We start from the raw sequence: 25,033 nt of genomic DNA, 5'->3' as shown, positions 1-25,033 counted from the left end.
TAGTTATCCGCCACCTGCCATCTATAATCTGCAACCTTACAATGAAAGATATCCGTACATTATCACTAGACCAGCTTAAAGAATACTTTATGTCTTTAGGAGAAAAGCCGTTTCGGGCGAAGCAGGTCTATGACTGGCTATGGAGTAAAAACCTCCATTCGATTGACGAAATGACGAATCTTTCAAAATCTCTTCGTGAGAAAATTTCGGAAGAATATACCATTAATCCTGTTTCCGTAGATCTTCTTCAAAAAAGTTCTGACGGAACCATCAAAAACGGCGTGAAACTTCATGACGGACTGATGGTGGAATCTGTTCTTATTCCTACAGAAACAAGAACTACGGCCTGTGTCTCTTCGCAGGTAGGATGCTCACTGAACTGCGAATTCTGCGCTACAGCAAGACTGAAAAGGATGAGAAACCTTGAAGTAGCCGAAATTGTAGACCAGGTTGCCCTGATTGACAGCCAAAGCAGAATGTATTTCGACAGACCGCTTTCCAATATCGTATTTATGGGAATGGGAGAGCCGATGATGAATTACAAAAACGTAGTGGAAGCCATCAAAAAAATTACCCAGCCGGAAGGTTTGGGAATGTCACCAAGAAGAATTACCGTTTCTACATCCGGTATTCCTAAGATGATCAAAATGCTTGCGGATGACGAACTGCGTGTGAAGCTGGCTTTATCCCTTCACTCTGCTATCGAGTCCAAGCGTAATGAGATTATGCCTTTCTCTGATAAATTCCCATTAACGGATATTATGGAGGCTCTTCAGTACTGGTACCAAAAGACAGGTTCTGTAATCACTTTTGAATACTGCGTATGGAAAGGAATCAATGACGGAGATGAAGATATCAAAGCTTTAATTAAATACTGTAAACAGGTTCCTTCAAAAGTAAATCTGATTCAATACAATCCGATAGGAGACGGAAAATATGACCAGTGCAACAAACAGGCGGAAGAAAACTATATCCGTCAGCTTGAAAACGCAGGGGTAACTGTAATGGTCAGAAGAAGCCGTGGAGGTGATATTGACGCTGCCTGCGGGCAATTAGCCAACAAAACTACAGATTAAAATTTCCTTAAAAAAAGCCTAAAGCTTTCTTAAAAAATAGGTTAAAACCCTACCTTTGCACAAATTATTTTGTGATGATGGATTTTCTTATGAGCGAGGACGGGCTGGAAAATGTGTATGCATGGGCTATTCCGTTGCATGCTGCTGTTATTTTAGCTGAAATGATTTACAGCCACGTTTCAGAAGCTAAGTTGTATAGTGGAAAAGATCTTGCTACCAATGTTTATCTTGCATTGATGAACTTTGGCCTTGACCTTATCATGAAGGCCTTTGCTATGGGAGTGATGTTTTTCTTTTATCACCACAGGATTTTTTCATGGGACCTTAGTATCTGGTATTTACTGGCTTGTTTTGTAATCACAGACTTTGCTTACTATGTACTGCATTATGTAGACCACCGTTCCAGGGCATTCTGGGCCGTTCATATTACCCATCACAGCTCAGAATATTTTAACCTGACAACAGGCTTCAGAAGTCCTGTATTACAGCCTCTTTACAGGTATTTATACTTTTCGCCGCTTGCATTTTTAGGATTCAATCCGTGGCATATTATGGTAGCTTATGCAATCGGGCAGGTGTATGGAACATGGGTGCACACCCAAACAGTGAAGAGCATGGGGTTTTTGGAATATATTCTGGTAACTCCTTCCCATCACCGTGTACATCATGCATGTAATGTGAAATATCTCGATAAAAATATGGGTATGTGTCTCATTATCTGGGATAAAATATTTGGAACCTTTCAGAAAGAAGATCCAAACGTACCCGTAAAATATGGGATCTATCCAAAAATGCCGGATAACAGACCCGATACTGTTCTTTTTTATGAATGGAGAAAAATCTGGAAAGACCTTAAACAGCCGGGACTAAAGTTCACGGACAGAATTAATTATATTTTCAATTCACCGGGATGGAGACATGACGGAACCGGAAAAACGGTAAGACAATACCAGAAAGAGTATTTTGCCAGACAGGCACAAAAGAAAGAACAACAGCAAAATCAGAAAGAGCAGAAAACGGCTTAACTTCTGATTTAAAATCAATAGAAATCTGAGGGAAAGCGGGCTATTTTAGCTCGTTTTTCTGTTGTAAGAAGATGATAGCAGAAGCTGAAAGTAAAAAGGTAAAAGAGCCATGTAATTTACAAATAAAAGCTCTCACCCTCAAACTCTCAAATCCTCAAACCCTCAAACTCTCAAATGCTCTCACCCTCAAACTCACCAACTCATTATAAAACCTTACTTTTGTCTCATGAAAAAATTCCTTCTGATTGTTTCTCTTATCACCGCTCAATCTGTATTTTCACAGCAGGCCGACTTTCTGAAAATAAAAAAATACAGGATTAATTATCTGAGTGATAAAATTGAAGAAACCTCCGGACTGGATATTTTAAACGGAAAGCTGTATACATTCAATGATAGCGGAAATCCGGCTGAGATTTTTGAAATTGATAAAAAGAGTGGCGAAGTTATCAGAACACTGAAAACCAATTTAATCAATACAGATTGGGAAGCTTTGGCTAATGATGGCGAAAATTTTTATATAGGAGATTTTGGAAATAATACAGGAACAAGAAAGGATCTGATGATTTACAAAGTTCCATACGGGCGTCTTGATACATCTAATGCCATTAAAATTCCCGGTTCAGAAAGGGCTTTTGATGGAACTAAAATTCTATTTTATTATCCCGAGCAGACTGAATTTATTTCTAAAAACACAAAGAACGACTTCGATGCGGAAGCCATGATCTATTTGAATGGAAAGCTGCATATATTTACCAAAGAATGGGCTTCGAAAGCAACCTCTCATTATATTGTAGATCCTGAAATTTCAGAACTTCAAAAAGCAGAAAAAAAAGAATCCTATAAAACCCATTTTGTAGTTACAGATGCTTCTTATTTTGATAAAAAGCTTTATCTGATAGGGTATACCAAGAAAACAGAAATCTTTTTAGATGTCTTCACTGAAACAGAACCTGGACTGTTTTTCAAAGAAAACCCCAAACATTATTACCTTGGAACCGCACTTTCATTATCACAGATTGAAGGTATAAGTGTGGACGAAACAGGAATTTATATTTCAGGAGAAAAATTCCAATCTCCGTTGGGAAGTACAAAACCTTCATTTTATTTTATCCCGAAAGATCAACTCAAAGATTAATTTTATCTTAAAATTGACCGAAAAAAATTATCTTTGTGAGAATTAATAATTATTCACCCAGCATCGCAGATTGTGGCAAACATTGTAGAAGAGATTAAACGACCGATCAATGATGAAATGAAGCTTTTTGAACAGAAGTTTTATGAATCAATGCAGAGTAAAGTAGCTTTATTGGATAAAGTAACCCGTTTTATTGTTACCACCAAAGGAAAGCAGATGCGTCCTATGTTTGTATTTCTTTGTGCCAAACTGGTGGGTGAAGTAACAGAAAAGACCTACCGCGGTGCTTCTATGATTGAGTTGATCCATACCGCAACTCTGGTGCATGATGATGTGGTGGATGAAAGTTTTAAACGTCGTAATTTCTTTTCAATCAATGCTTTGTGGAAAAATAAAATTGCGGTTTTGGTAGGGGATTATCTGCTGTCAAAATCTGTATTATTATCTACCGACCATAAAGACTATGACCTGCTTGGAGTGATTTCAAGAACAATTCGTGAAATGTCCGAAGGAGAACTTCTGCAGCTGGAAAAAGCCAGAAAACTGGATATCACTGAAGATGTTTATTATGAAATCATCCGTCAGAAGACCGCTACTCTGATTGCTGCCTGCTGTGAAATCGGTGTTCTTTCCAACAACGCGGATGAAGCCCTTGCCAAGAAGATGATGGATTTCGGAACCTTTACAGGAATGGCATTTCAGATCAAGGATGACCTTTTTGATTATTTAAGTTCAAACGTGATCGGAAAGCCTGTAGGAATTGATATTAAGGAACAGAAAATGACCCTGCCTTTAATTCATACCCTGAAAATAGCCGCCGAAAAAGACAGAAAATACTATTTCGAAACCATAAAACGTTATAATAACAATCCCAAACGTGTAAAAGAACTCATAGAGTTTGTGAAAAGTTCAGGTGGGTTGGAATATGCCATTACGGTCATGAAAGATTTCCATCAGAAGGCGAAAAATATTCTGAATGAATTTCCTGATTCTGAAGCTAGAACATCATTATATAATATGCTGGATTATGTCATTGAGCGAAAATTCTGATATACACACCCTTTTTAGCAGTTCTGCTTTTTTTGTTCTCTTATTTAATCGGATATAGAGTCCCTATTATTGGAGAGATGAAGCTATCTTTCAGTAATTCAATGAGTTGTGATTAGTTTTTTTTGTGTTAGTAAATTACTGTAAACTAATATTTTGCATAATTCAAGTAAAGTGCTTGTTAACAATTCATTGGGTTTCAAAATAATTGTTGTTAATTTGTCGTTACAAAAAACAACAAATAATGAAAAAAACTAACAAATTGGCAGTTATTTTTGCCGTCGGTTTAAGTTCCGGTATGTTTTCGCAAGTTGGAATAAACACCCAAAATCCCCAGACAACTTTTCATATAGATGGAAGCAAAGACAATCCTGTCACTGGTGCTCCTTCTGTGGTTCAGCAAGCTAATGATTTTGTAGTAACACAACAGGCTAATGTTGGGATAGGAGTAGCTGCTCCAACAGAAAAACTGGATATAGCTTCAGGTAATGTGCGCATTCGTGATATTAACTCAAATGTGGGTGTCGGAGGAACAGACAGGATCGTTGTAGCTAATGCCAGCGGTATTCTGAAGACTATAGATTTTACGGCGTATTCACTGTTTCATACGCGTTTAGCAGCTAACCAGAACGTCAGTGGTTCTATAATTACCACTTTATTATTCGTTACACCGATAGCTACTTCTCCTTTCTATTCCTATGATACCGGAACTGGTGTGATGACCTTCAATCAGCCTGGTAATTATCTGATTACATTACAAGCTAGCTTCACTGGTATGGCGGCAGGGGCTCAGCTGCTTTTAGGAATAAGGTCGGTACCTGATGCTAATTATTTGGGAAGGGCCAGCCACTATAATGCTGTAGCTCCCGCGGTAGGTGTTGGAGAGCTGATGAGTTATACAACTGTAATTGTTGTTCCCTCAGAGGGATATCAGATCCGTTTTACAGCATTTGCAAACCAAAATGCTACGGTTTTAGCTACAGAAACAGGATCTACAGGAAGTGGGAATGTTACCAATGTAACTGTTCAGAAGATCTAATTCTATCTTTACTCTAATTAAGACTAAAGTGTTTTGTATATGTTTTCGGGAAACAGGAAATGTATACAGAACACTTTCTCTTTTTATATCCAGAATCTCATATTAATTTAGGCTAAAAAATAGAAAATAGCTCTTTAATGAATTCTCGGGTTTTTATACGATTATCCTTATATATTTCCCTAAAATAGGCAATTCTGTGAAAATTTTAAATTAAATGATTTTCAGGGTTACAATAATAACGGCCAGAACTATACAAAATAAAGCGATTAAAAATAAATAATCCGCAATGTTCTCAAACGTGTATTCCCGCTTTATATTTCTTGTTCTGATGGCCAAAAAAGAAAAGAAGCAGCTGCAGGCAAAAAGAATACATGCAAATCCTGCAAATTCATCCAGATATGTATGCTGACTGATCTTAGTGATTTTCAATGAGGTAATAATAACCAATGAAAACCCTAAAAGATTGCTTGAAGCATTCAGAATATGAGGTGACTTTTTTTCCATCTTTTACAGTTTTTATCAAAATAAAGCACAATTTTTTTTATTATCAAATTTTTAAAAAAGATTATTAAAAATTAAAATTAATTTAAAAAGTGTATATTAGCAAAATACTTGAAGATTAAAAAACTTTTTTACTTAGCTATGCAAACAACCTACATTGAAACACAGCAAATATCCTTTCAAGATTTTAAAAATCAGATACTTGAAGATTACAGGTTAGGAAGGATTTCCCGTGAAATGTCTTATCTCGGAAGGAGAGAAGTACTCACTGGAAAAGCTAAATTCGGAATTTTTGGGGATGGAAAAGAACTTCCTCAGCTTGCCATGGCGAAAGTTTTCAGAAATGGAGACTTCCGTTCAGGATATTACAGGGATCAGACTTTTGCATTGGCAATAGAGGCCTTAACAGTAGAAAGTTTCTTTGCACAAATGTATGCCGATACAAGCGTGGAAAGAGAGCCTGCTTCAGCGGGAAGACAGATGAACGGGCATTTCGCAACAAGAAGTTTAAATGAAGACGGAAGCTGGAAAGATTTGACAGCTCAGAAAAATATTTCTTCCGATATTTCTCCTACAGCCGGGCAGATGCCGAGATTATTAGGATTGGCTCAGGCTTCAACTATCTATAAAAGTGTAAAATTTGACGGATCAGAAAAATTCTCAAAAGAAGGAAACGAAATTGCTTTCGGGACAATCGGGGATGCTTCTACAGCAGAAGGACATTTCTGGGAAACATTGAATGCAGCATGTGCTCTTCAGGTTCCTATGATTGTTTCTATCTGGGATGACGGATACGGAATTTCAGTTCCTACAAAAAATCAGAGAGCCAAAGCTGACATCAGTGAAATGCTAAGCGGTTTCCAGAGAAAAGAAGGCGAGAATCAGGGATGCGAGATTATCCAGGTAAAAGCCTGGGATTATCCGGCATTATTAGAAGCCTATGCAAAGGCTGAACATTTTGCAAGAACAGAAAGTGTGCCGGTGGTAGTGCATGTGGTTGATGTTACCCAGCCTCAGGGACATTCTACATCCGGATCTCACGAAAGATATAAAAACGAAGAACGTCTGGCCTGGGAAGCTGAATATGACGGACTGGCAAAATTCAAAGAATGGATTCTGAACTATTCTATCGAAATTGATGGCCAGGAAGAAGTAATTGCTACTGCTGAAGAGCTGGAAGCTATTGATGAGGAAGCGAAAAAGACAGCTAAAGCAGGACAGAAAGCAGCCTGGGAAAACTATCAGAAAACAATCTCAGAACTTATTCAGTCTATTTTACCTTTAGTGGAAAACATTAAGGGGCAGAATGCTGAAGTGGAAACATATATTGCTCAGTTCAATAAACTGGTTTCAAAAGCTAAGAAAGATATCTTCCATTTGGTAAGAAAGGCTTTACTGGCTACAAGAGGTACAAACTCAGCAGAAAGAACTCAGCTGATGCAGAAATACAATGAAGTAGCTGCTGTTGAAAAAGATAATTATTCTTCTCATTTATACTCTCAGTCTCTATGGAAAGCTGAAAACATCGAGGAAATTAAACCTGTTTATTCTGACAGTTCAGAAGAGGTGGACGGAAGAGTGGTTATCAGAAACAATTTTGATAAAATATTTGAAAAATATCCTGAAACCTTAATCTTTGGAGAAGATACCGGAAACATCGGTGACGTAAACCAGGGATTGGAAGGAATGCAGGAAAAATACGGTGCTTTACGTATCGCTGATACAGGAATCCGTGAAGCAACGATTCTTGGACAGGGAATTGGTATGGCCATGAGAGGTTTGAGACCAATCGCTGAAATCCAGTACTTAGATTATGTTCTTTACTGTTTACAGGGAATGAGTGATGACCTGGCAACGGTACATTACAGAACCAAAGGAGGTCAGAAAGCTCCGTTGATCATCAGAACAAGAGGCCACAGACTAGAAGGGATCTGGCATTCGGGTTCTCCAATGGCGGGTATTCTTAACCTTTCAAAAGGTATTTTGGTATTGGTGCCTAGAAACCTTATGAAAGCTGCAGGATTTTATAATACGATGCTTCAGGCGGATGAGCCTGCAATTATTGTAGAATGTCTGAACGGTTACAGGTTAAAAGAAAAACAACCGGATAACTTAGGTGAGTTCACAGTTCCTGTAGGAAAAATTGAAGTTACGAAAGAAGGAAAAGACGTTACTTTGGTTACTTACGGCTCTACCTGGAGAATAGTAATGGAAGCTGCCACTGAATTGGAAAAACTGGGGATTTCTGCAGAAGTAATTGATATTCAGTCATTGATTCCTTTTGACTTATCCCACGAAATTGCTGAAAGTGTTAAGAAAACCAACAGATTGGTAGTGATTGACGAAGATGTGGAAGGAGGAACTACAGGGTTCATCTTACAGCAGATCCTTGAAAAGCAGAAGGCATTCAGATATCTGGATTCAGACCCGCTGACAATCGCTGCAAATGACCACAGACCTGCCTATGCAAGTGATGGTGATTACTTCAGTAAGCCGTCTGCAGACGATATGGTAGAAAAGATCTATGCTATGTTTAACGAAACAAACCCTCAGAAATATCCTGCGATATTCTAATTGGGATTTAAATAAATTTTGAAACCGCTTCCTTTTGGGAGCGGTTTTTTGTTTATATTACTTGAATCCTTCAGTGATAAACCATGAAAATTAGACTCTTATATTTGATCTTAATACTAATAATTATAGGTTGTAAGAAAGCGAATAAAAAAGAAGTTTTACTGGCAGACAGAGAAGCTCCTTTAGGCTGGATTTATTTGAAAATGTATGATGATAAAAGTTTTGAATTCATTTCTCAGGGAATTATGCGGGATAAAGATGTGTACAGCGGAAGTTATAGATTAAAAAATGATACCCTTTATTTTAAATACAAAGATTCAATTCCTAAAGCAGGTTCAAAAGCTGTGATAGAGAAAGAGTGGGTGAATTATGTTAATGGCAGTTATCCTGAAAGTGTTCAGATAAAGCTAATAAAGTGACCATCAAATAACAATCTTTTGTATTTTCTTACTTTCCATAATCATTTTACAATCCTTCTCTTTTTCAGGATCATAAACATGATATTTCGTTTCCCATTCTTCTAATTGGTACAAAATAGGCAACAAGGCCAATCCTTTTTCTGTAAGAGAATATTCTACTCGGGGAGGAAGTTCCTTAAACTCTTCACGGATGACCAGTCCATCGGCTTCCATTTCTCTCAGCTGATCAGTTAATACCTTTCTGGAAATGACATTAATGCGTACTGCCAGTTCCCCAAAACGTAACTTTCTGTCTTTAATGACCAGCACAATAATAGGCTTCCATTTGCTTCCCAAAGCGGCCATGGCCTTGCCCAGAGGACAGCTGTATTGCATTAATTCATTCTTTTTCATAAGGAGAAATTTATTTTAAATAATCGCATGAAATTAGAATTTCATACGTTACTTTGATGTTACTAATGTAAGTTACTGCGAAGTTACCACTATTTTTTTAATAAAAGATACAAAAATGAACTATTATTAGTTACTTTGTGTAACAATTATAAAATATAAATTTAAATATGAGCACATCATCATTATTTAAACCGTTTCAATATAAAAATTTACAGCTTAAAAATAGAATTGTAATGGCTCCAATGACCAGAGCACAGTCTGACAATGGAGTACCTACACAGAGTATTGCAGACTATTACGGAAGAAGAGCTGCTTCAGAAGTAGGATTGATCCTTTCTGAAGGAACTGTGATCAACAGACCGGGATCAAAAAATATGCAGAATATTCCAGATTTCTATGGAACAGAAGCTTTAAACGGATGGAAAAACGTCATTGATACCGTTCATCAGAATGGTGGCAAAATGGGACCTCAGATCTGGCACGTTGGAGACACAAGAACATCAGAAGATTATCCTTTGGTTCCTATGGAAAAAGCTTCAACGATGACCATTGAAGATATTCAGGATACGATTGCGCAGTTTGCAGCATCTGCAAAATCAGCGAAAGATCTTGGCTTCGACTGTATTGAAATTCATGGGGCTCACGGCTATCTTATCGATCAGTTTTTCTGGGAAGTAACCAATACAAGAACTGACGAATACGGCGGTAAAACACTAAAAGAAAGAAGCAGGTTTGCTGTGGAAGTAGTAAAAGCAATCAGAGCAGCAGTAGGAGAGGACTTTACGATTATTATCCGCCTTTCCCAATGGAAGCAGCAGGATTATAAAACCAGGCTGGCATTCACTCCAAACGAAATGGAAGACTGGTTATTACCATTAAAAGAAGCTGGTGTGGATATTTTCCACTGCTCACAACGTCGTTTCTGGGAACCGGAATTTGAAGGTTCAGATTTAAATTTTGCAGGATGGGCAAAAAAAATTACCGGGCAGCCAACCATTACCGTAGGGTCTGTAGGATTGAACGGGGATTTCCTTAATGCGTTTGCAGGGCAGGGAACTGAGAAATCAGACCTTACAGAGCTGATCAGAAGACTCGATAATGAAGAATTTGATCTGGTTGCCGTAGGAAGAGCTATTCTTCAGGATTATCAGTGGGTACAGAAGATCAAAGAAGGAAATACAGAAGCTCTTCTTGACTTTTCAGCAGAAAGTATGGGCGTTTTATTTTAATATCATAATGAATCCTGAATTTGCTTCTCTGTCAATTTTTAACAGTATATTGTATTCTTGCGAAGCAAAATTGACTATTCAGCCTGGTATTAAATCAGCATAATTCACTTTATTTTATATTTAATTTTCACCTATTTATTAAAGAACCGGCTTTCAGGATTTCCTGAAAGCCGGTTTTGTAAGTTTAAGGACATCCCACAGAATCGGGTACACATTTCCAACGTGGAGGAACGCCATTACTGCCAGGGATATAGCAAGCAGTACTTCCTTGTGGACATTCAGGTGCATTTCCACCATTAATTTTTTTGAGTTCTGATTTTGATAATTTTCTTGAATTTTTCATATGTAATAATTTGTCGATTCATACAAATATAATATTTTTTGAAAATGAAACAATACTTAATATTTAAATGTGAATGTATTATATAAAATAGCGGTATAAAACAACCCCGCTTCCGGAATTTCCAGGAGCGGGGTTTAACAGATTTAAATATCTAAAACTGCCGTTAAACCGGCAGAAATGATTTCTTTATCTTATAAACCAATATTTTTAGCTGGCTTCAATTGTTTTAAGATGCTTTTCGGAATGGCATTTTTGTGAACAAGAATGGCTGTTGATTTGTATTCAACGTAAGGTCTTGTTACATACAGGTATCCTGCAAAATCATTGGTTACTCCCCATGAGTTTTTCACCATATAATATTCTTTACCCGTCTGGTCTTTTGCCAAACCTACAATATGCATACCGTGGTCATCCGTTGTAGAAAGGTTGTTAAGCGCTTTCTGACGCATATCTTCAGTAATGGTTTTATCCTTTTTAGGCTCTGTAAACAAAGTCTGTTTATTTTCTGCAGTAATCTGATCAAGCTCCATATCCGGAACATAAGCTACCCCGTTTTTATAAGAAAAATAAGGCTCAGAAACGTCAGTTGCCCAACCTACAGAATATCCTTTGTTTACTGCATTGTCAATGATCGCCGTAAGATCTTTCATCGGAACGTTCCAGTCAGAATCATGGCTCCAGTTATCAGGAATCGGAACTACAAATTTCTCATAATAAGAATAATCTTTATAAGAAGATAATTCTACATAATCTTCAGGATTGATTCCTACTACCTCTTTGGCAAATGTTTTCGGAGTATAGTTTTTCCCTTCATAAGTAAAATTAGCGGGCACTTTTCCTAAATATTCATCAAGAATAGCATTTACAGAATCCATCCAGTTGTCTGTAAGCTTTCCCTTTGAAGAAGCCTGAACAAGGCTGTCAAGAACCGGCTTCAGTTTCCCCTGCATTTCCTTGAAGTTGTTGGTAGTCTGTCCGGTCTTTAATCCGGTATAAACATCCTGAGGAACTGCTCCGTATTTCTTGTACATATTGATTACGTCGTGAAGTTCACCTCCGTCACCCCAGTTGATAGCGCCATTATTCAAAACATATAATTTCGCTTTATCGTGGTAAGAGTTTCTCGCCGTAAAGATTTCGGCAAGATCTACAGGTTTTTTGCCCATTCTCTGCATTTCAGATTCAAGGAAAGAGTTTCCGGAATAGCTCCAGCAAGTTCCTGATGAACCCTGGTTCTTTACAGAAGTTGCACCAACGTCCTTTAGCGCTGTGAACTGAAAATTAGCATTTTGTGACTGGTTGTTTTTTAACTTGTTGATTAAGTCATCTTGGGCAAACATCATACTTCCTGCAGACAAAACAAAAAGTAATGATGCAATTTTGGCATTTTTCATTACTATAAAAAGATTAGTTATATTAAGAGTCGTTGATAATAGAGATTTGTTACAGAAGGAAAAGTTAAATTTGAAATTAAAATAAATGCTGAAAACTCGTTTGCCGTTTTGCGTTTCGTCATTTATCCAAAAAATTTTGATCATGTTTCCAACCCTTTTAAAAGTTTCTGCATCTATATTCATATAACTCCTGATATGGAACAAGAATTATTATTGGAATGTCAGCGTAACAGCCGCAACGCCCAGCGGAAGGTTTACGAGAAAATGGCTGGCAGGCTTTACGCAGTCTGCAGACGCTATTTGAAAAACGACGAAGATATAGAAGAAGTATTAGCCGATACATTCTATAAAATTTTCACGAAAATCACCCAGCTTCAGAATCCTGAAACCTTTGAAGCATGGGCTAGAAAAATTGCGGTAAACGAATGCCTGCAGAAATTAAGATCCAATAAAGGACTGTTTATTTCCCTGGAAGAAAAAGTTATCGATCATTCTGAAGGAACTGCAGAAAACCTTTCCCTGGAAAAGGATATTCTGAATTTACTGAATTTTCTTCCTGAGGGCTGCAGAGCGATCTTTAATCTTTTCGCTATTGAAGGATATCCTCATAAGGAAATAGCTATCATGCTTTCCATCAGTGAAGGAACTTCAAAATCCCAGCTCAATTTTGCAAGGAAAAAACTGCAGGAACTTTTAGTGAATCAAAACATTTAAACGTTTACAACAATGGAAAATAATCATATAGATCAACAATTCAATGAAGCCTCTAAGCTTTCAGAAGAACCAACAGTTTTTCCTGGTTTTGAAAAAGTATGGGAAAAAATTGAAGAGAAATTAGATAAAAAAGAAGGAAAAAAGAGAATCATGCCACTTTGGCTGCCATATGGTATTGCTGTAAGCCTGGTGATTGGCCTGGGAGCTTTTTATTTTATGAATAAAAAAGAAGTTCCGGAACCTTTAAAGCCTGTAATAGCAGAGAATACAAAGTCAAAAGGCCCGGTTAGCAACGCAGATGTTGCAAAAATAGACAGTACAGTAAAAGAGAATATCAGAAAAGAAGAATTACCTGGATCTGTACCTCTTCCTTTGGCACATCAATCTTTACCGGTTGTAGAAACAGATCTATACAAATCTCCGCCTGCCTATAATATTCCACCAGTAAAAGCTCCCGATAGAATAATTTCATCTTTACCCGAAATATATAATGATACTTTAAAAACACAACGTATTGAAGAAGTTGTGGTAATGGGGTATTCAAAAACAGTTAAAAGTGAGATTACGTCATCTTCAACAGCAATGATTGCTTCTGCAGATAAAACTTTTGTACGCCCCCACGCTGCAGTATCTTCATTGGCAGGAAGTGTTGCAGGGATAGAAGTAGCGAGTGGGATTAAAAGAGGTGGTGAAATAGTAATCAGAGGAACAAGAAGTGTAGATGGACGTTCTGCGAGCCCTTTATACATCATTGATGGGGTTATATCAGGCCGGAAGTCTGAAATCCTGGATATCCTGGATCCTAAAAAAATAAAAGAAGTAAAAGTGCTGAAGGGTCTGGAAGCTGCTGCCCTTTATGGAAGCAAAGCTAATAACGGAGTTATTGTAATCACTACAAAAGGATTATCCGCAACTGAAATAGAAAGCTTAAAAAAAATAGCTTCAGACAGTGTAAAAGAAGCTGAAGAATCAGAAACAGCACTTCCTAAGGCAGGACAGCAGGGGAAGTAAATGACTTTTCGAAATGGGATTATTGGAAAGATATTGCAGTTCCCACGCTGGATCAGTATAAAAATACCTGGAAATTCTTCCCTGATAAAAGAATTTCAGTTCAGCTGGTCAATAGAGATAAAAGGGCGGTAATAGGTGAAAAAGTAAAACTGTTGGATGATAAGAAAAACATTATTTGGGAAGCCGTTTCAGATAACCTGGGCAATGTAGAACTATGGATATCACCACTGACAGATAACAGCCCGGATTCAGGAAGATATTATTTATCTGATGGTTCAGGACAGGTAATCAGCAGTAATCTCAGAACCTTTAAAAATGGACAAAATCTGATTATTATGGATAAGCCCTGCCTGCAAAAACGTATATTGGATCTTGCTTTCGTAGTGGATGCAACAGGTTCTATGGGGGATGAAATTTCTTATCTTCAGTCTGAACTTTTGGATGTGTTGAAAAAGATCGAAGGACAGCTTAACAATACAAAGGTAAGATACGGATCAGTTTTTTATAGAGACCAGGGAGATGAATTTGTGACCCGGAAATTTGATTTTTCAGATAAAGCGGAAGACCTTGTTGGATTTATAAAAAAACAAAATGCTGGAGGTGGCGGAGATACTCCGGAAGCTGTTGTAGAAGCCCTGAAAGTTTCTGTTGACGAACTGGAATGGAGTAATGAAAACTCAACCAAAATCATGTTTTTGATTCTTGACGCACCGCCACACCATTCAGAACAGAATATAAAAGAACTTTATAATACAATAAAAGCTGCTGCAAGGAAAGGCATTACCATTATTCCATTGGCTGCCAGTGATACGGATAAACAAACCGAATACCTGATGCGGACATTTGCCTTACTTACAAATGGTACCTATACTTTTCTTACCAATGACAGCGGGATAGGAAATAACCATATTAAGCCAACTATAGATTCTTATGAGGTTGAAAAACTAAATGATTTATTATTAAGATTAATCTTGCAAAGATCCGTTTTACCGGAATGCAGCGCAGGCATTTCAAATGATCATACCAATAAAAAAATGGAGAAAGAAATTGACAGCCAGGCTGATAGCAAGACTGTAATATTTCCGAACCCAACGACAGGACTTCTGCAGATAAAAACAAGGAAATCAGTCGGGGAATTATTTGTTTATGATCTTGCCGGAAAGATTATTATGAGAAAAGAAAAACTGCCGGAAGGTAAAAATACAATTGATGTAACATCTTATCCTCAAGGGATTTATCTTCTGCGTATTCATACCAATGACCTGTGGGAAACATTTAAGATCATTAAAAAGTAATATTCATAAAAAAGAAATTTCCCCGTAAATTTCTTTTTTTATATTTTTAAGCATACTAATAACCGATGAAAAAGAATTATCTGCTGTTACTGCCATTTACCATTACCATTTTACAGGCACAAAACTCCCAATTATATTATTCCGGAAAATTTTTATCATCTAAAAATAAAGAACAGAATTTTTTAAAGGTTTCTAATAAAAACAGTGGTATTTATGAACTGACTGATGAGAAAGGATTTGCTATTATTGCGGCGAAGCCTTATGATACACTCATATGGAATCAAGGGAAAAACACCCATGTTATTGCAACGTATGAACTCCAGGAATTAAAGGCCATCCTGGAAAGCCAGACAGAAAAGAAAAATGTAGAAAATATTTACAGCAAAGCTTATGACAGTCTGGTTTCAAAAGAAGCCAAAGATGAATTCAGTATTGAAAAAGCAAAGACATTTTTAAGCAAAAAGTCCAACAATAATTTTTACCGGATAAGAAAATTAAAGCAAAAAAATGATAGCCTTTATATCTTAAAAGGTCTTAATGAGAGGACTTTGTCACTCAATGGAAGCTTTACGACATCTTTTGACATTAAAAGCAGCAATGCAGTTCCAGGAACCCAAAATAAATACGTACAGGGAAGATCGGAAAACGGAAAACTTATCTGGAAAGGTCCGGAAACTAATGAAATGTTCAGTTTCGGACCTGAGATTTCTACATTAGGATTTGATGGACTGGCTTATGAATACGACCGTAATGGAAGATTAATTCCCTGGATTGATGGACTTCAGCATGCACAAAAATATAATAATAACCTTTTTAAAACTACGGTTGGGTACAACAATCAATTAAATGTAAATGCTTTTATAAAAGAAGGCTACAACGAAAAAATAGGACTTTCATTGAATCTTGGTCAGCAGAAAAACCAGATGTATTTCATTGATCAATTTGATATTGCCAACACCTTTAAAACAAAACTGAATACCAATTTTGCCGGATATTTTATTACCCTTGCTTTTAGTTACGAAGAAGATAAAGCAACCAATACCAACAGAACTGGCCTGTTCAACAGAGCCTATCAGAATTCATTGCTGACACCCGTTTCTTTCTCAAACGAACAGAATGTCTTCCTGAGCAACGGCGCACAGAGAAGTTACAGCCAATATGCCGACAACCCTTCATTTCTTTTTGAACAGGATGGCAAATATCAATATCAGAACCGGCAAAGACAGGTTAGCCTTAATCTTGTAAAAACATGGGGAGATTTTAGATTGAATCTCAGCCAGTCTTATGAAAACAACAACATCCGGAACCGGGATCAGTTTAAACCTTCAACCTATGGCTTTGCTAATGGAATATTGAATGAAAGAATGCAAAATAACAGCTTATACCATTCTAATGTATTGGGTTCCTATACATTGGGAAGCTATGGATTTAAAAATGCTTTCAGTTTGAATTTTATATTAAATGATAGAAAATCAGATGTTTATAACAGTTTTGCCAGTCAAAAGTATTTCTATCAGAGGATTTCACAGGATCATATTTTTAATTATAATATGGAGATCAATGATTATGATTTTGAAGGAGGGTTTAATCTTGGAAATTCATTTTATATTTCTAATACTTCCCTTAAAAACAATTACTGGCTTCCAAGAGCTAACTTCTATATCAAATTCAAAGAAATTTTTGATTGGAATAATTACAGTTTTAAACTATTGGGAAGCTATACACAGCTAAGCTCCGAACCGGATATTACAAGGTCATATGCATCATATGCGGCTACTTTATTGAATGCAGAAAATTATAATCAATTTTTTCCTCTGCAGGAAGCGGAAAGCTACAGAGGTTTATCCAATATCAATACTAAAGAATGGAAAATAGGAGCTAAACTGAATCTTGGTTATAAAATAAGTGTTGAAGGAGAATATTTCAACAGAAAAAATACAGACGATATCTTCCCTGTCTTTGAAAATAATCAGTTGAAGCTAAAAAATATTGCGGATCACACGTATAGCGGATATGAATTCAATCTTGCCTTTGAAAGAATCAATCTGGGATATGATATGCATACAACTCATAAAATTTCCTTTTTCAAATATAAAGATATAACAGACCGTATAACTCCCGGATACCAGAATCTGGCGGTGTCGGGATTTAAGGATATGTATAAAACACTATCAGAAGGGCAGGTTCTGGGCGCTGTAATGGGAAGCTATTTTGAAAGGAACGCAGCCGGTCAATTGATTATTGATGAGTTCGGTTTTCCTAAAAAGGCCGCCGGAATGAAAATTATTGCAGATCCTACACCGGATTTTGTGATGAAGTTTAACCACAGCTTTGGTTATAAAAACCTTTCCTTAGATATCAATTGGGAATGGAAAAAAGGTGGTCAACTCTGGAACGGAACCCAAGCTGTTCTCGATTATTACGGACGTTCTTACGGCTCGGGAGAAGACAGGAATATTAAAAACTATGTTTTCGAAGGTGTACATGCGAATGGAACTGCCAATCAGATTCCTGTAGATTTCTATGATCCCAACCGGAATGTTCAGGAAAACAGGTGGTCGAGATATGGCTATCTTGGGGTAGCGGAAAACTATATCCAAAAGGCAGATTATATAAGAATCAATACTATTTCACTGTCTTCCGGTTTTCCGGTTAATTATGGAAAGCAAAACCTTAAACTCACTTTTTATGTGAATAATATACTGCTTTGGCAGGCCAATAAAGGGGCGGATCCCAATCAGAGTTTTTATGATACGGATAACGGAAGAGGCCTGGATTTTTTCAACCTTCCATCCTTTAAAACATTCGGATGTATTGTTTCACTCAAATTTTAACTCATGAATCTCAAGTTTATATCAACCTATGCTGTCCTTCTGACCCTATTATTGTCAGCAGTTTTGGTGAAAGCCCAGCAGCCATTTAAGGATTTTGAAAAAGAAAAAACATACATTCAGACCAATCATGTTTTTTATAAGCCTGGTGAGGAAATGTATTTTAAAATATATGTGCTGAAAGGAAATAATAACCTTCCTGCAGAAGAAAGCAGGATCATTAATTTTGAAATCATTGATCCGGCAGGAAGCGTTGTGAAAAAATTGAAATATGAAATTACCAACGGATATGCCCAGGGCTATTTCTATTTTGATGAAGATATGAAAGGCGGAATTTATAAGATCAAAGCTTTTACCAACTGGATGCAGAATGAAGACGGAAAAAATGCTTTTGAAAAAGAAATTACCCTTCAGAAAATAGTATCGCCAAGGATTTTAATGAAACTGGATTTTCCTAAAAAAGGATACGGGCCGGGAGATGAGGTGGCTGCCGATTTTTCAATGAGAAGTCTGGCTAACCTTCCTATCCCTTTTTATGAAGCAGATTATACCGTAATGCACAACGGGGAAACTGTTTCAACAGGGAAACTTATTACCGATAAAGAAGGGAAAAAACGGGTGTCCTTTAAACTTCCTGAAGTGTTGAAATCCGCTGATGCCCTTTTAAATATTAAAGTAAATTTCGACGGGTTTACAGAATCTGTTTCCCGGAATATCCCAATTGTTCTGAACAATCTGGATGTGAAATTCTTACCAGAAGGAGGCACATTTATCAACGGAATAGAACAAAATATAGCCTTCAAAATCCTTGATGAGTTTGAAAAACCTGTGGATGCTGTTTTAGCGGTTTACAATCAGAATCATGAGAAAGTAAAAGAATTTTCAGCCTATAATTTCGGGATGGGAAGCTTTCGTTTTACTCCTGAAAAAGGAATAACGTATTATGCAAAAGTTGTGAAGCCGGAAAATATAGCCCGGACTTTTAATTTTCCGGCGGCAAAAGATGAAGGTCTGGTTTTGAATGTTCAGAATGAAAACAAAAAGCTGAGCCTCATCATCATTTCAACAGAAGAAAAAACAGTCACGCTGAAAGGAAATTTTCGCGGAAAAGAAGTGTATACCAATGTTCTTTCGCTAAAAAAGGGAATCAATTCATTGGAAATTGGTGAAAAAGACTTTCCTGTAGGAATCTGCAGATTTACAGTGCTGGAAAACAACATCCCCCTTGCAGAGCGTATCGTTTTTACCAATAAACAGAAGCAGCTGAATATAAAGGTTATCCCAGTAAAAAAGCATTATCAACCCAGAGAAAAGGTAATGCTGGATATTGAAACTACAGACGAAAACAATAAACCGGTTTCTGCCAACCTGGGAATGAGTGTAGTTGATGATAAACTCTGGACCTATGCGGATGATAAGCAGAATCATCTCATATCATGGCTTCTGATAGATTCTGAGCTGAAAGGAAAAATAGAAACACCACAATTTTATTTCGATAAAAAAGAAGAAAAAGCAGATAAAAGCTTAGATCTTGTTATGCTGACAAACGGCTACAGATATTTCGAGTTTATCCCCGAAATTCTAAAGACCAATAAATACAAATACCTTCCCGAAAAGAAAAACACCATCTATGGAGTGGTAGAAGATGAAAACAAAAAGCCTGTGAAAGCGGATGTTTTTCTTTTAAATACGGACAACAAAAAAATTCTTAAACAGACTGTTGCAGAAAACGGGAAGTTTTATTTTGCGGATTTAAGTGCTGATGATTCCTATAAAATTATTGCCAGATCTTTTCAGCCTAAACATAAGGTGAAAATCAGAATACTATCTTATAATCTGGATATTAATCCTTTAGTAAAACAGAAACTTTCCAGTATAGATGTAGAAGAAGTTGTAAAAGAGGCAGAAAGAAAAGAAAAAATAAAGACCGAAAACAGAAATAATACCCAAACGGTAAACAAACATCTCTTTTCAAGATCTGACACAATCAGAAATAAAGGTATCGAAGAAGTAGTGGTTATAGGTTACAATATAAATAAAGATAAAACAGCGGTTGCCTCTAAAACAATAGCATCTTCTATCGAAATGCAGAATCCCAGCGTCACTTCTCTGTTGAATGGTAAAGTGGCAGGTTTAGTAATTACAGCTGCCGGACAACCGGGAGCGGGAGAACAGATCAATATCAGGGGAACTGCTTCTGTTACCAATAAAAGACCATTGTTCATCGTAGATGGTGCTCCGGTAGAAATTTTCAATACCAACATAAATCCTAATGATATCAATAGTATTACCGTGCTGAAAGACGCTGCTGCTACGGCTATTTACGGAAGCAGGGCCGCAAATGGAGTAGTGATCATAAACTCGAATAAAAATAGCAGCTCAAAAATCAATTTTGATATTACCCCAAAATCCTGTATTGCTGTAGAAACGTTACCGTATGGGAAGCTTGTATCATATGCCGGATCAAGAAAATTTGCCTATCCGGAATATAAAACAACCAACACTTCTTACAGATTCGATTACCGAGAAACACTGTACTGGAATCCGGTAGTAGAAACCGATAAAAACGGAAAGGCAAAAGTGGAGTTTTATAATTCAGATGCCAGTTCCGCTTTTAGAGTGATAACAGAAGGTATTGCTGCAACAGGCCTTCTGGGCAGAGATGAAACCACTTATGCTGCACAGAGCCTTATTTCGCTGGATGCTAAAATCCCGCAATATCTGACGAGAACAGATCAGATGACGATTCCCGTGGTGGTTAAAAATAATTCTCCTGAAACCCGTAAAATGACTATGGATGTGATTGTTCCCAATCATGTAAAGCTGATTCGTTATGATAGCCTTATTACGCTCAAACCATTAGAATCCGGAAGATTATTTGTCAGAATACAGACCGATGAGATTGTGGATTCCCATATTCAGTTTGCCATAAGATCCGGAGATTTCAGAGAGACAATGATCCTTCCGTTTAAAGTAGCAGAAAAAGGTTTTCCGCATCACTTTTCTATCATTAATAATAAAACAGAAGACATTAAAATCAATATTCCGGAGTATATCAACGGAAGCCTGTATTCATCATATTACGTATTTGAAAATACTGCTCTGAAGATGTTTGAAGACCTGGAACAGCTGAAGAAAGAACCTTATGGATGCTTTGAACAGCTTTCCTCCACGGTATATCCGAATATTTTTATTCTGGATTATTTAAAATCAAATAAAAAAATAGATACAGCAACAGAAGATCAGGTGATTAAAAATCTTAAAAAAGGATTTCAGAAAATGCTGAGCTATAAAAATAAAGACGGAGGTTTCGGATATTTCAGCTCGGAAGAATCCGATGTCGCAATTTCTGCATTTGCCTTATTGGAATTTACAGCATTAAAAAAATATGTGAACCCGGATGTTAAAATTATTCAGGGACTTTCATCATTTATTTTATCCAGAAAAACAGGAAATGGATTATTTGAAGTAAGAAAACCTTATGAATCAAAAAAAGACTTTTCAGACTATTTCTGGTCGAGAAATATGTATGTCGTATATGCTTTATCCAGGTTGGGCTTTAAAAATGAAATCGAAGATTCCTTTACAGTCATGATGAAAAGAGCATTGGCTACGAAAGATTCCTATCATCTTGCCTTGCTTGCCAATGCTGCGGCTCATCTCGGAAAGCAAAATGAGTATGATCATCTGATGAAGATTCTGAACCAGCAGTATGAAAAAAATAATGTAAAATCAAAAATGACCTTTACAGGTTCATGGGGAATGTCTGCTGATGCGGAAACTCTTTCATTATACATCATGGCTCTTCAGAATGATGAAAAACTGAATCAGCTTAAAATTGCAGAATCTGTAGATCAGCTTATTGGTTTCAATGGGTATTATGGATTTGGTTCTACTCAGGCAACTACACTGGCCATACAGGCACTGTCAGGCTTCTTCTCTAAAAATGAGAAATTGTATGGAAGTGAAAAGCCGGTTATCACAATTAATAAAGCAAATACTTTTCCTGGCATAAGCCTGTCATCAGCATATAAAGCTGGAGAAAATAATATCAGTGTCCATTACCCCGTTAAAAATGGATTGCCTTATAAACTTGAATGCCAATATTACACCCTTCAGGCTCCGGAAAGTAAAGATATCCCTCTTACCATGGAAACAAAATTAAAATTGGAGACTTCGAAAGTAGGAGAGACCAACAGACTGACCATTACTGTTAAAAACCAAATAAACGGAAAACTCCCAATGACCATAGCAAAAATAGGTATTCCGGCAGGACTGACCCTCCAAAATGCTTTACTGAAAGATCTGATTGATAAAAAACAGGTTTCTTACTATGAAATTTTTGACAATTATCTGGTGCTGTACTGGGAACACTTTAATGCTGAGGAAACGAAAACCATTAATCTTGATCTCAAAGTAGAGTTCGCAGGAACCTATACCGGAAAATCAAGCAATGTATATCTGTATTATATGCCTGAAGCCAAGTACTGGAACCAGGGAATAACCACAACAATAGAACCTTGATTTAAATTTTATAACCATATACGGTATTCTCACATAGCTCTGTTTATATTGATCCTTGTCAAGGTTTCAAACCTTGACAAGGATCAAATAAGATAAAATGAGAATTAAAATACTTCTAAAACTGAAATCCATCACACTTTTAAAATTAATTTTCAAAAATTATTGAAAATTCAAAAAATATAATTACATTTGTTACAGAAATTAAAAACGAAAATACAATGCAGCTTTCAGAAGCAAAAGAGAAATATATTCAGACCTGGGGAACCTTTGCTACCAACTGGGGAATCAACCGTACGATGGCACAGGTGCATGCACTTCTTCTGGCAAGTGGAAAACCTCTTTCTACTGATGAGGTAATGGAACAGCTGGAGATTTCAAGAGGCAATGCCAATATGAATCTTCGTGCTCTGATAGATTGGGGTATCGTGAAAAAAGAATTTGTGAAAGGTGACCGTAAAGAATATTTCGTGGCAGAAAAAGATGTCTGGTACTTATTTAAACAAATTACGAAAGAACGAAGAAAAAGAGAAATAGAACCTGTCATTTCTTTTCTTGAAGAATTAAAAAATATTGAGGATAAAGATTCGGATGAAGCTCAGGAATTCATCAAGCTGATGAACGACTTCAGTTCTGTAACAGGAAAAATCAATAATATCATGGATCTGGCGATAAAAAGCGATGACCACTGGTTGGTAGGGAAGATCACCAATCTGCTGAAATAGAAATCAAAAGAGGATGAAAATCCTTTTTTATTTCTATTTAATTTTCAAAAATTACTGAAAATATAAAACTTATAATATCATGAAGAATTTTTTTAAACAATACCTCTATTTAAGTCTCTTTTTGACTGTTGTTTTAATTGCCGCCATATGGTTTTTTCTGATTTCCAAAGGAGAATATGGAGTTACCATGTTCTTTACCATTCCGGGTTCAATTGGATTTATCATCGGATATGTAAAATATTTTAAGGAAATCGGACTGATAAATGTTCTGAAGACAATCTTGAAAATAGCATTAGGATTAGTCATTTTCTCTGTGATCTTAATAGCAGCCGGAACAGAAGGAGCTATTTGCATTATTATGGCTATCCCATTTATTGGCTTTGCCATGTTTGTGGGTTTTACGGTTGGTTTTATTATTGGGGTTCTTGATGAAAAAAGGCATACGGGAAGTGTTATAGTATTTATCCTTTTCATCAATCCGGCATCTTATATTTTTGATACTTATACAAAGCCTATTGAAGAGACTATTACTACAGAAATGGTCGTGAATTCCTCCAGCGGAAAAGTATGGAGACTTTTAAATACACAAATCAATTTCAATGCACCCGATTTTATCCTGTTTGAAAAAGGAGTCAGTTATCCAAAGAATATAAAACTGGTAGATAAAAACGGAGAATTAGGGTATAGCTGCCAGACCAATAATGATGAATTACAACTTAATATTGATGAGTTTATAGAAAATAAAAAAGTGAAATTCTCCCTGGAAAATCAGACTGTTCCAATGAAAGAAATAACACCTTATGAGGATATTGATGCCAAACATTTACATGATTATTTTATCGTGAAGTATGGTGAAATTACTTTAGACAAACTGTCAGAAAATAAAACAAAGATAACAGCAAAAACGAAATACAATTACAAAATAGCACCCGCTTGGTACTGGAAAAAATGGTCCGGCTATATCATTGATAAAATGCAAAACCATGTATTACAATCTATAAAAAAACAATCTGAAAATGAATGATCTGCAACAATATTTTGACAACCTGCAACCCAGATATTATATTAATGAAATTGCATCTTTAGGCTTTACCAGACTGTTCAGAAAGATGGCTGTCCAAAAAGTGAAAAGCTATGGCGACAAAAGAGTTTTGGACCTGATGAGCGGACAGGGAGAAAATTTAAAATTTATACAGGCACACAATGAAAATACAGAAATTGTAGCACTGGATTTTTCTTCGGCAATGCATATAAAGCTGGCTGCAACATTCAAAAGTAAACTCTCAATACAGCAAATACAGAAAGATTTTTTTGAAAGCCAAATTCCGGATCATTCTATGGACATTATCCTTTGCTCTTACGGAACAAAGACGATAGAAGAAGATCAGAAACCGATTTTTGCCGACAGACTGTCAAGAATCATTGATGAAAAGGGGGAAATCATCATCGTAGAATTTGTAAAACCGAAAACAGCATGGAGATCCGCCTGCGTAAAATGGTATATCGAAGTGTTTGTTTCAAAGCTTTTTGGAAACGAATTTGGAAAATTATTTCATTACATCAATAAAAATGAAAGCCTTGAAGATCTGAAAAATCAGTTTATTAATAACAGACTTTCCATCATATCTCACAAAAGATATCTGGACCTGGTTGAAATTCTTCATGTGAAAAGAAACTAGTTTTTATTTTGAACTTACATTCAAAAATTACTGAAATTTTAAATGAATAATAATGATGAAAAATATAATCATTCACCTATTC

The 25,033-nt window shown here is 36.5% G+C and carries 20 protein-coding genes; 16 read left to right on the top strand and 4 right to left on the bottom strand.

Annotated features, from left to right (window positions below):
* The first annotated feature begins 41 nt into the window (after window positions 1-41).
* The 5 genes from rlmN to ACP3T3_RS07335 all read left to right on the top strand — a co-directional run bounded on the left by rlmN (window position 42) and on the right by ACP3T3_RS07335 (window position 5,322).
* Complete coding sequence (gene rlmN, locus ACP3T3_RS07355) at window positions 42-1,076, top strand: 23S rRNA (adenine(2503)-C(2))-methyltransferase RlmN (protein WP_426479260.1); 1,035 nt, start codon at window positions 42-44, stop codon at window positions 1,074-1,076.
* Window positions 1,077-1,150: 74 nt separating this feature from the next.
* A complete protein-coding gene (locus ACP3T3_RS07350; RefSeq protein ID WP_426479259.1) occupies window positions 1,151-2,101 on the top strand; it encodes a sterol desaturase family protein in 951 nt (316 codons plus the stop codon).
* A gap of 226 nt (window positions 2,102-2,327) precedes the next feature.
* Window positions 2,328-3,236 carry a hypothetical protein gene (locus ACP3T3_RS07345; RefSeq protein WP_426479258.1) on the top strand — a complete coding sequence of 303 codons (909 nt, stop codon included), beginning with the start codon at window positions 2,328-2,330 and terminating at the stop codon, window positions 3,234-3,236.
* A gap of 72 nt (window positions 3,237-3,308) precedes the next feature.
* On the top strand, window positions 3,309-4,286 hold the full coding sequence (locus ACP3T3_RS07340) for a polyprenyl synthetase family protein (RefSeq protein ID WP_426479257.1): 978 nt from the start codon (window positions 3,309-3,311) through the stop codon (window positions 4,284-4,286).
* 241 nt (window positions 4,287-4,527) lie between these two features.
* Entirely contained in the window at window positions 4,528-5,322 is a 795-nt protein-coding gene (locus ACP3T3_RS07335) for a hypothetical protein (RefSeq protein ID WP_426479256.1), read from the top strand.
* Window positions 5,323-5,532: 210 nt separating this feature from the next.
* Here the strand turns inward: ACP3T3_RS07335 and ACP3T3_RS07330 are convergent, their stop codons facing one another.
* Window positions 5,533-5,826 carry a hypothetical protein gene (locus ACP3T3_RS07330; RefSeq protein ID WP_426479255.1) on the bottom strand — a complete coding sequence of 98 codons (294 nt, stop codon included), beginning with the start codon at window positions 5,824-5,826 and terminating at the stop codon, window positions 5,533-5,535.
* A gap of 138 nt (window positions 5,827-5,964) precedes the next feature.
* On the opposite strand from ACP3T3_RS07330, the gene ACP3T3_RS07325 reads away from it, so the two are divergent.
* Both ACP3T3_RS07325 and ACP3T3_RS07320 read left to right on the top strand, forming a co-directional pair.
* The gene (locus tag ACP3T3_RS07325; RefSeq protein WP_426479254.1) at window positions 5,965-8,397 is read left to right on the top strand and encodes an alpha-ketoacid dehydrogenase subunit alpha/beta; all 2,433 of its coding nucleotides are present in this window, start codon (window positions 5,965-5,967) and stop codon (window positions 8,395-8,397) included.
* An 83-nt stretch (window positions 8,398-8,480) separates the two neighbouring features.
* Window positions 8,481-8,816, top strand: a complete 336-nt coding sequence (locus ACP3T3_RS07320; protein ID WP_426479253.1) for a hypothetical protein — start codon at window positions 8,481-8,483, stop codon at window positions 8,814-8,816.
* A gap of 3 nt (window positions 8,817-8,819) precedes the next feature.
* Here ACP3T3_RS07320 and ACP3T3_RS07315 read toward each other — a convergent pair whose 3' ends face one another.
* Window positions 8,820-9,209 carry a winged helix-turn-helix transcriptional regulator gene (locus ACP3T3_RS07315; protein ID WP_110366981.1) on the bottom strand — a complete coding sequence of 130 codons (390 nt, stop codon included), beginning with the start codon at window positions 9,207-9,209 and terminating at the stop codon, window positions 8,820-8,822.
* A gap of 167 nt (window positions 9,210-9,376) precedes the next feature.
* Here ACP3T3_RS07315 and ACP3T3_RS07310 point away from each other — a divergent pair, with 167 nt between their 5' ends.
* Complete coding sequence (locus ACP3T3_RS07310; protein WP_426479252.1) at window positions 9,377-10,438, top strand: NADH:flavin oxidoreductase; 1,062 nt, start codon at window positions 9,377-9,379, stop codon at window positions 10,436-10,438.
* 184 nt (window positions 10,439-10,622) lie between these two features.
* Here the strand turns inward: ACP3T3_RS07310 and ACP3T3_RS07305 are convergent, their stop codons facing one another.
* Both ACP3T3_RS07305 and ACP3T3_RS07300 read right to left on the bottom strand, forming a co-directional pair.
* A complete protein-coding gene (locus ACP3T3_RS07305; protein WP_426479251.1) occupies window positions 10,623-10,781 on the bottom strand; it encodes a bacteriocin-like protein in 159 nt (52 codons plus the stop codon).
* 191 nt (window positions 10,782-10,972) lie between these two features.
* Complete coding sequence (locus ACP3T3_RS07300) at window positions 10,973-12,175, bottom strand: aminopeptidase C (RefSeq protein ID WP_426479250.1); 1,203 nt, start codon at window positions 12,173-12,175, stop codon at window positions 10,973-10,975.
* 195 nt (window positions 12,176-12,370) lie between these two features.
* Here ACP3T3_RS07300 and ACP3T3_RS07295 point away from each other — a divergent pair, with 195 nt between their 5' ends.
* From ACP3T3_RS07295 to ACP3T3_RS07260, 8 genes are all read left to right on the top strand, one after another.
* On the top strand, window positions 12,371-12,889 hold the full coding sequence (locus ACP3T3_RS07295; protein ID WP_426479249.1) for an RNA polymerase sigma factor: 519 nt from the start codon (window positions 12,371-12,373) through the stop codon (window positions 12,887-12,889).
* A 12-nt stretch (window positions 12,890-12,901) separates the two neighbouring features.
* A complete protein-coding gene (locus ACP3T3_RS07290; protein WP_426479248.1) occupies window positions 12,902-13,900 on the top strand; it encodes a TonB-dependent receptor plug domain-containing protein in 999 nt (332 codons plus the stop codon).
* 152 nt (window positions 13,901-14,052) lie between these two features.
* Window positions 14,053-15,195, top strand: a complete 1,143-nt coding sequence (locus ACP3T3_RS07285; protein ID WP_426479247.1) for a T9SS type A sorting domain-containing protein — start codon at window positions 14,053-14,055, stop codon at window positions 15,193-15,195.
* 65 nt (window positions 15,196-15,260) lie between these two features.
* Complete coding sequence (locus ACP3T3_RS07280) at window positions 15,261-18,029, top strand: hypothetical protein (protein ID WP_426479246.1); 2,769 nt, start codon at window positions 15,261-15,263, stop codon at window positions 18,027-18,029.
* Between the two features lie 3 nt (window positions 18,030-18,032).
* Entirely contained in the window at window positions 18,033-22,550 is a 4,518-nt protein-coding gene (locus ACP3T3_RS07275) for a TonB-dependent receptor plug domain-containing protein (protein ID WP_426479245.1), read from the top strand.
* Between the two features lie 218 nt (window positions 22,551-22,768).
* Window positions 22,769-23,272, top strand: coding sequence for a GbsR/MarR family transcriptional regulator (locus tag ACP3T3_RS07270; protein WP_426479244.1), 504 nt, complete (start codon window positions 22,769-22,771; stop codon window positions 23,270-23,272).
* Between the two features lie 79 nt (window positions 23,273-23,351).
* Window positions 23,352-24,296: a hypothetical protein gene (locus tag ACP3T3_RS07265; RefSeq protein WP_426479243.1), complete on the top strand. Its 945-nt coding sequence runs from the start codon at window positions 23,352-23,354 to the stop codon at window positions 24,294-24,296.
* Window positions 24,289-24,951 (top strand): class I SAM-dependent methyltransferase, encoded by a 663-nt coding sequence (locus ACP3T3_RS07260; RefSeq protein ID WP_426479242.1) that lies wholly within the window; start codon window positions 24,289-24,291, stop codon window positions 24,949-24,951. Before ACP3T3_RS07265 ends, ACP3T3_RS07260 begins: the two co-directional genes overlap by 8 nt.
* The last annotated feature ends 82 nt before the right edge of the window (window positions 24,952-25,033 follow it).

The sequence above is a fragment of the Chryseobacterium sp. CBSDS_008 genome (assembly GCF_049959325.1).
In the GTDB taxonomy this organism is placed as follows: domain Bacteria; phylum Bacteroidota; class Bacteroidia; order Flavobacteriales; family Weeksellaceae; genus Chryseobacterium.
Note: the sequence above shows the minus strand (reverse complement) of the source record. Positions and strands in the feature narration are given on the sequence as shown.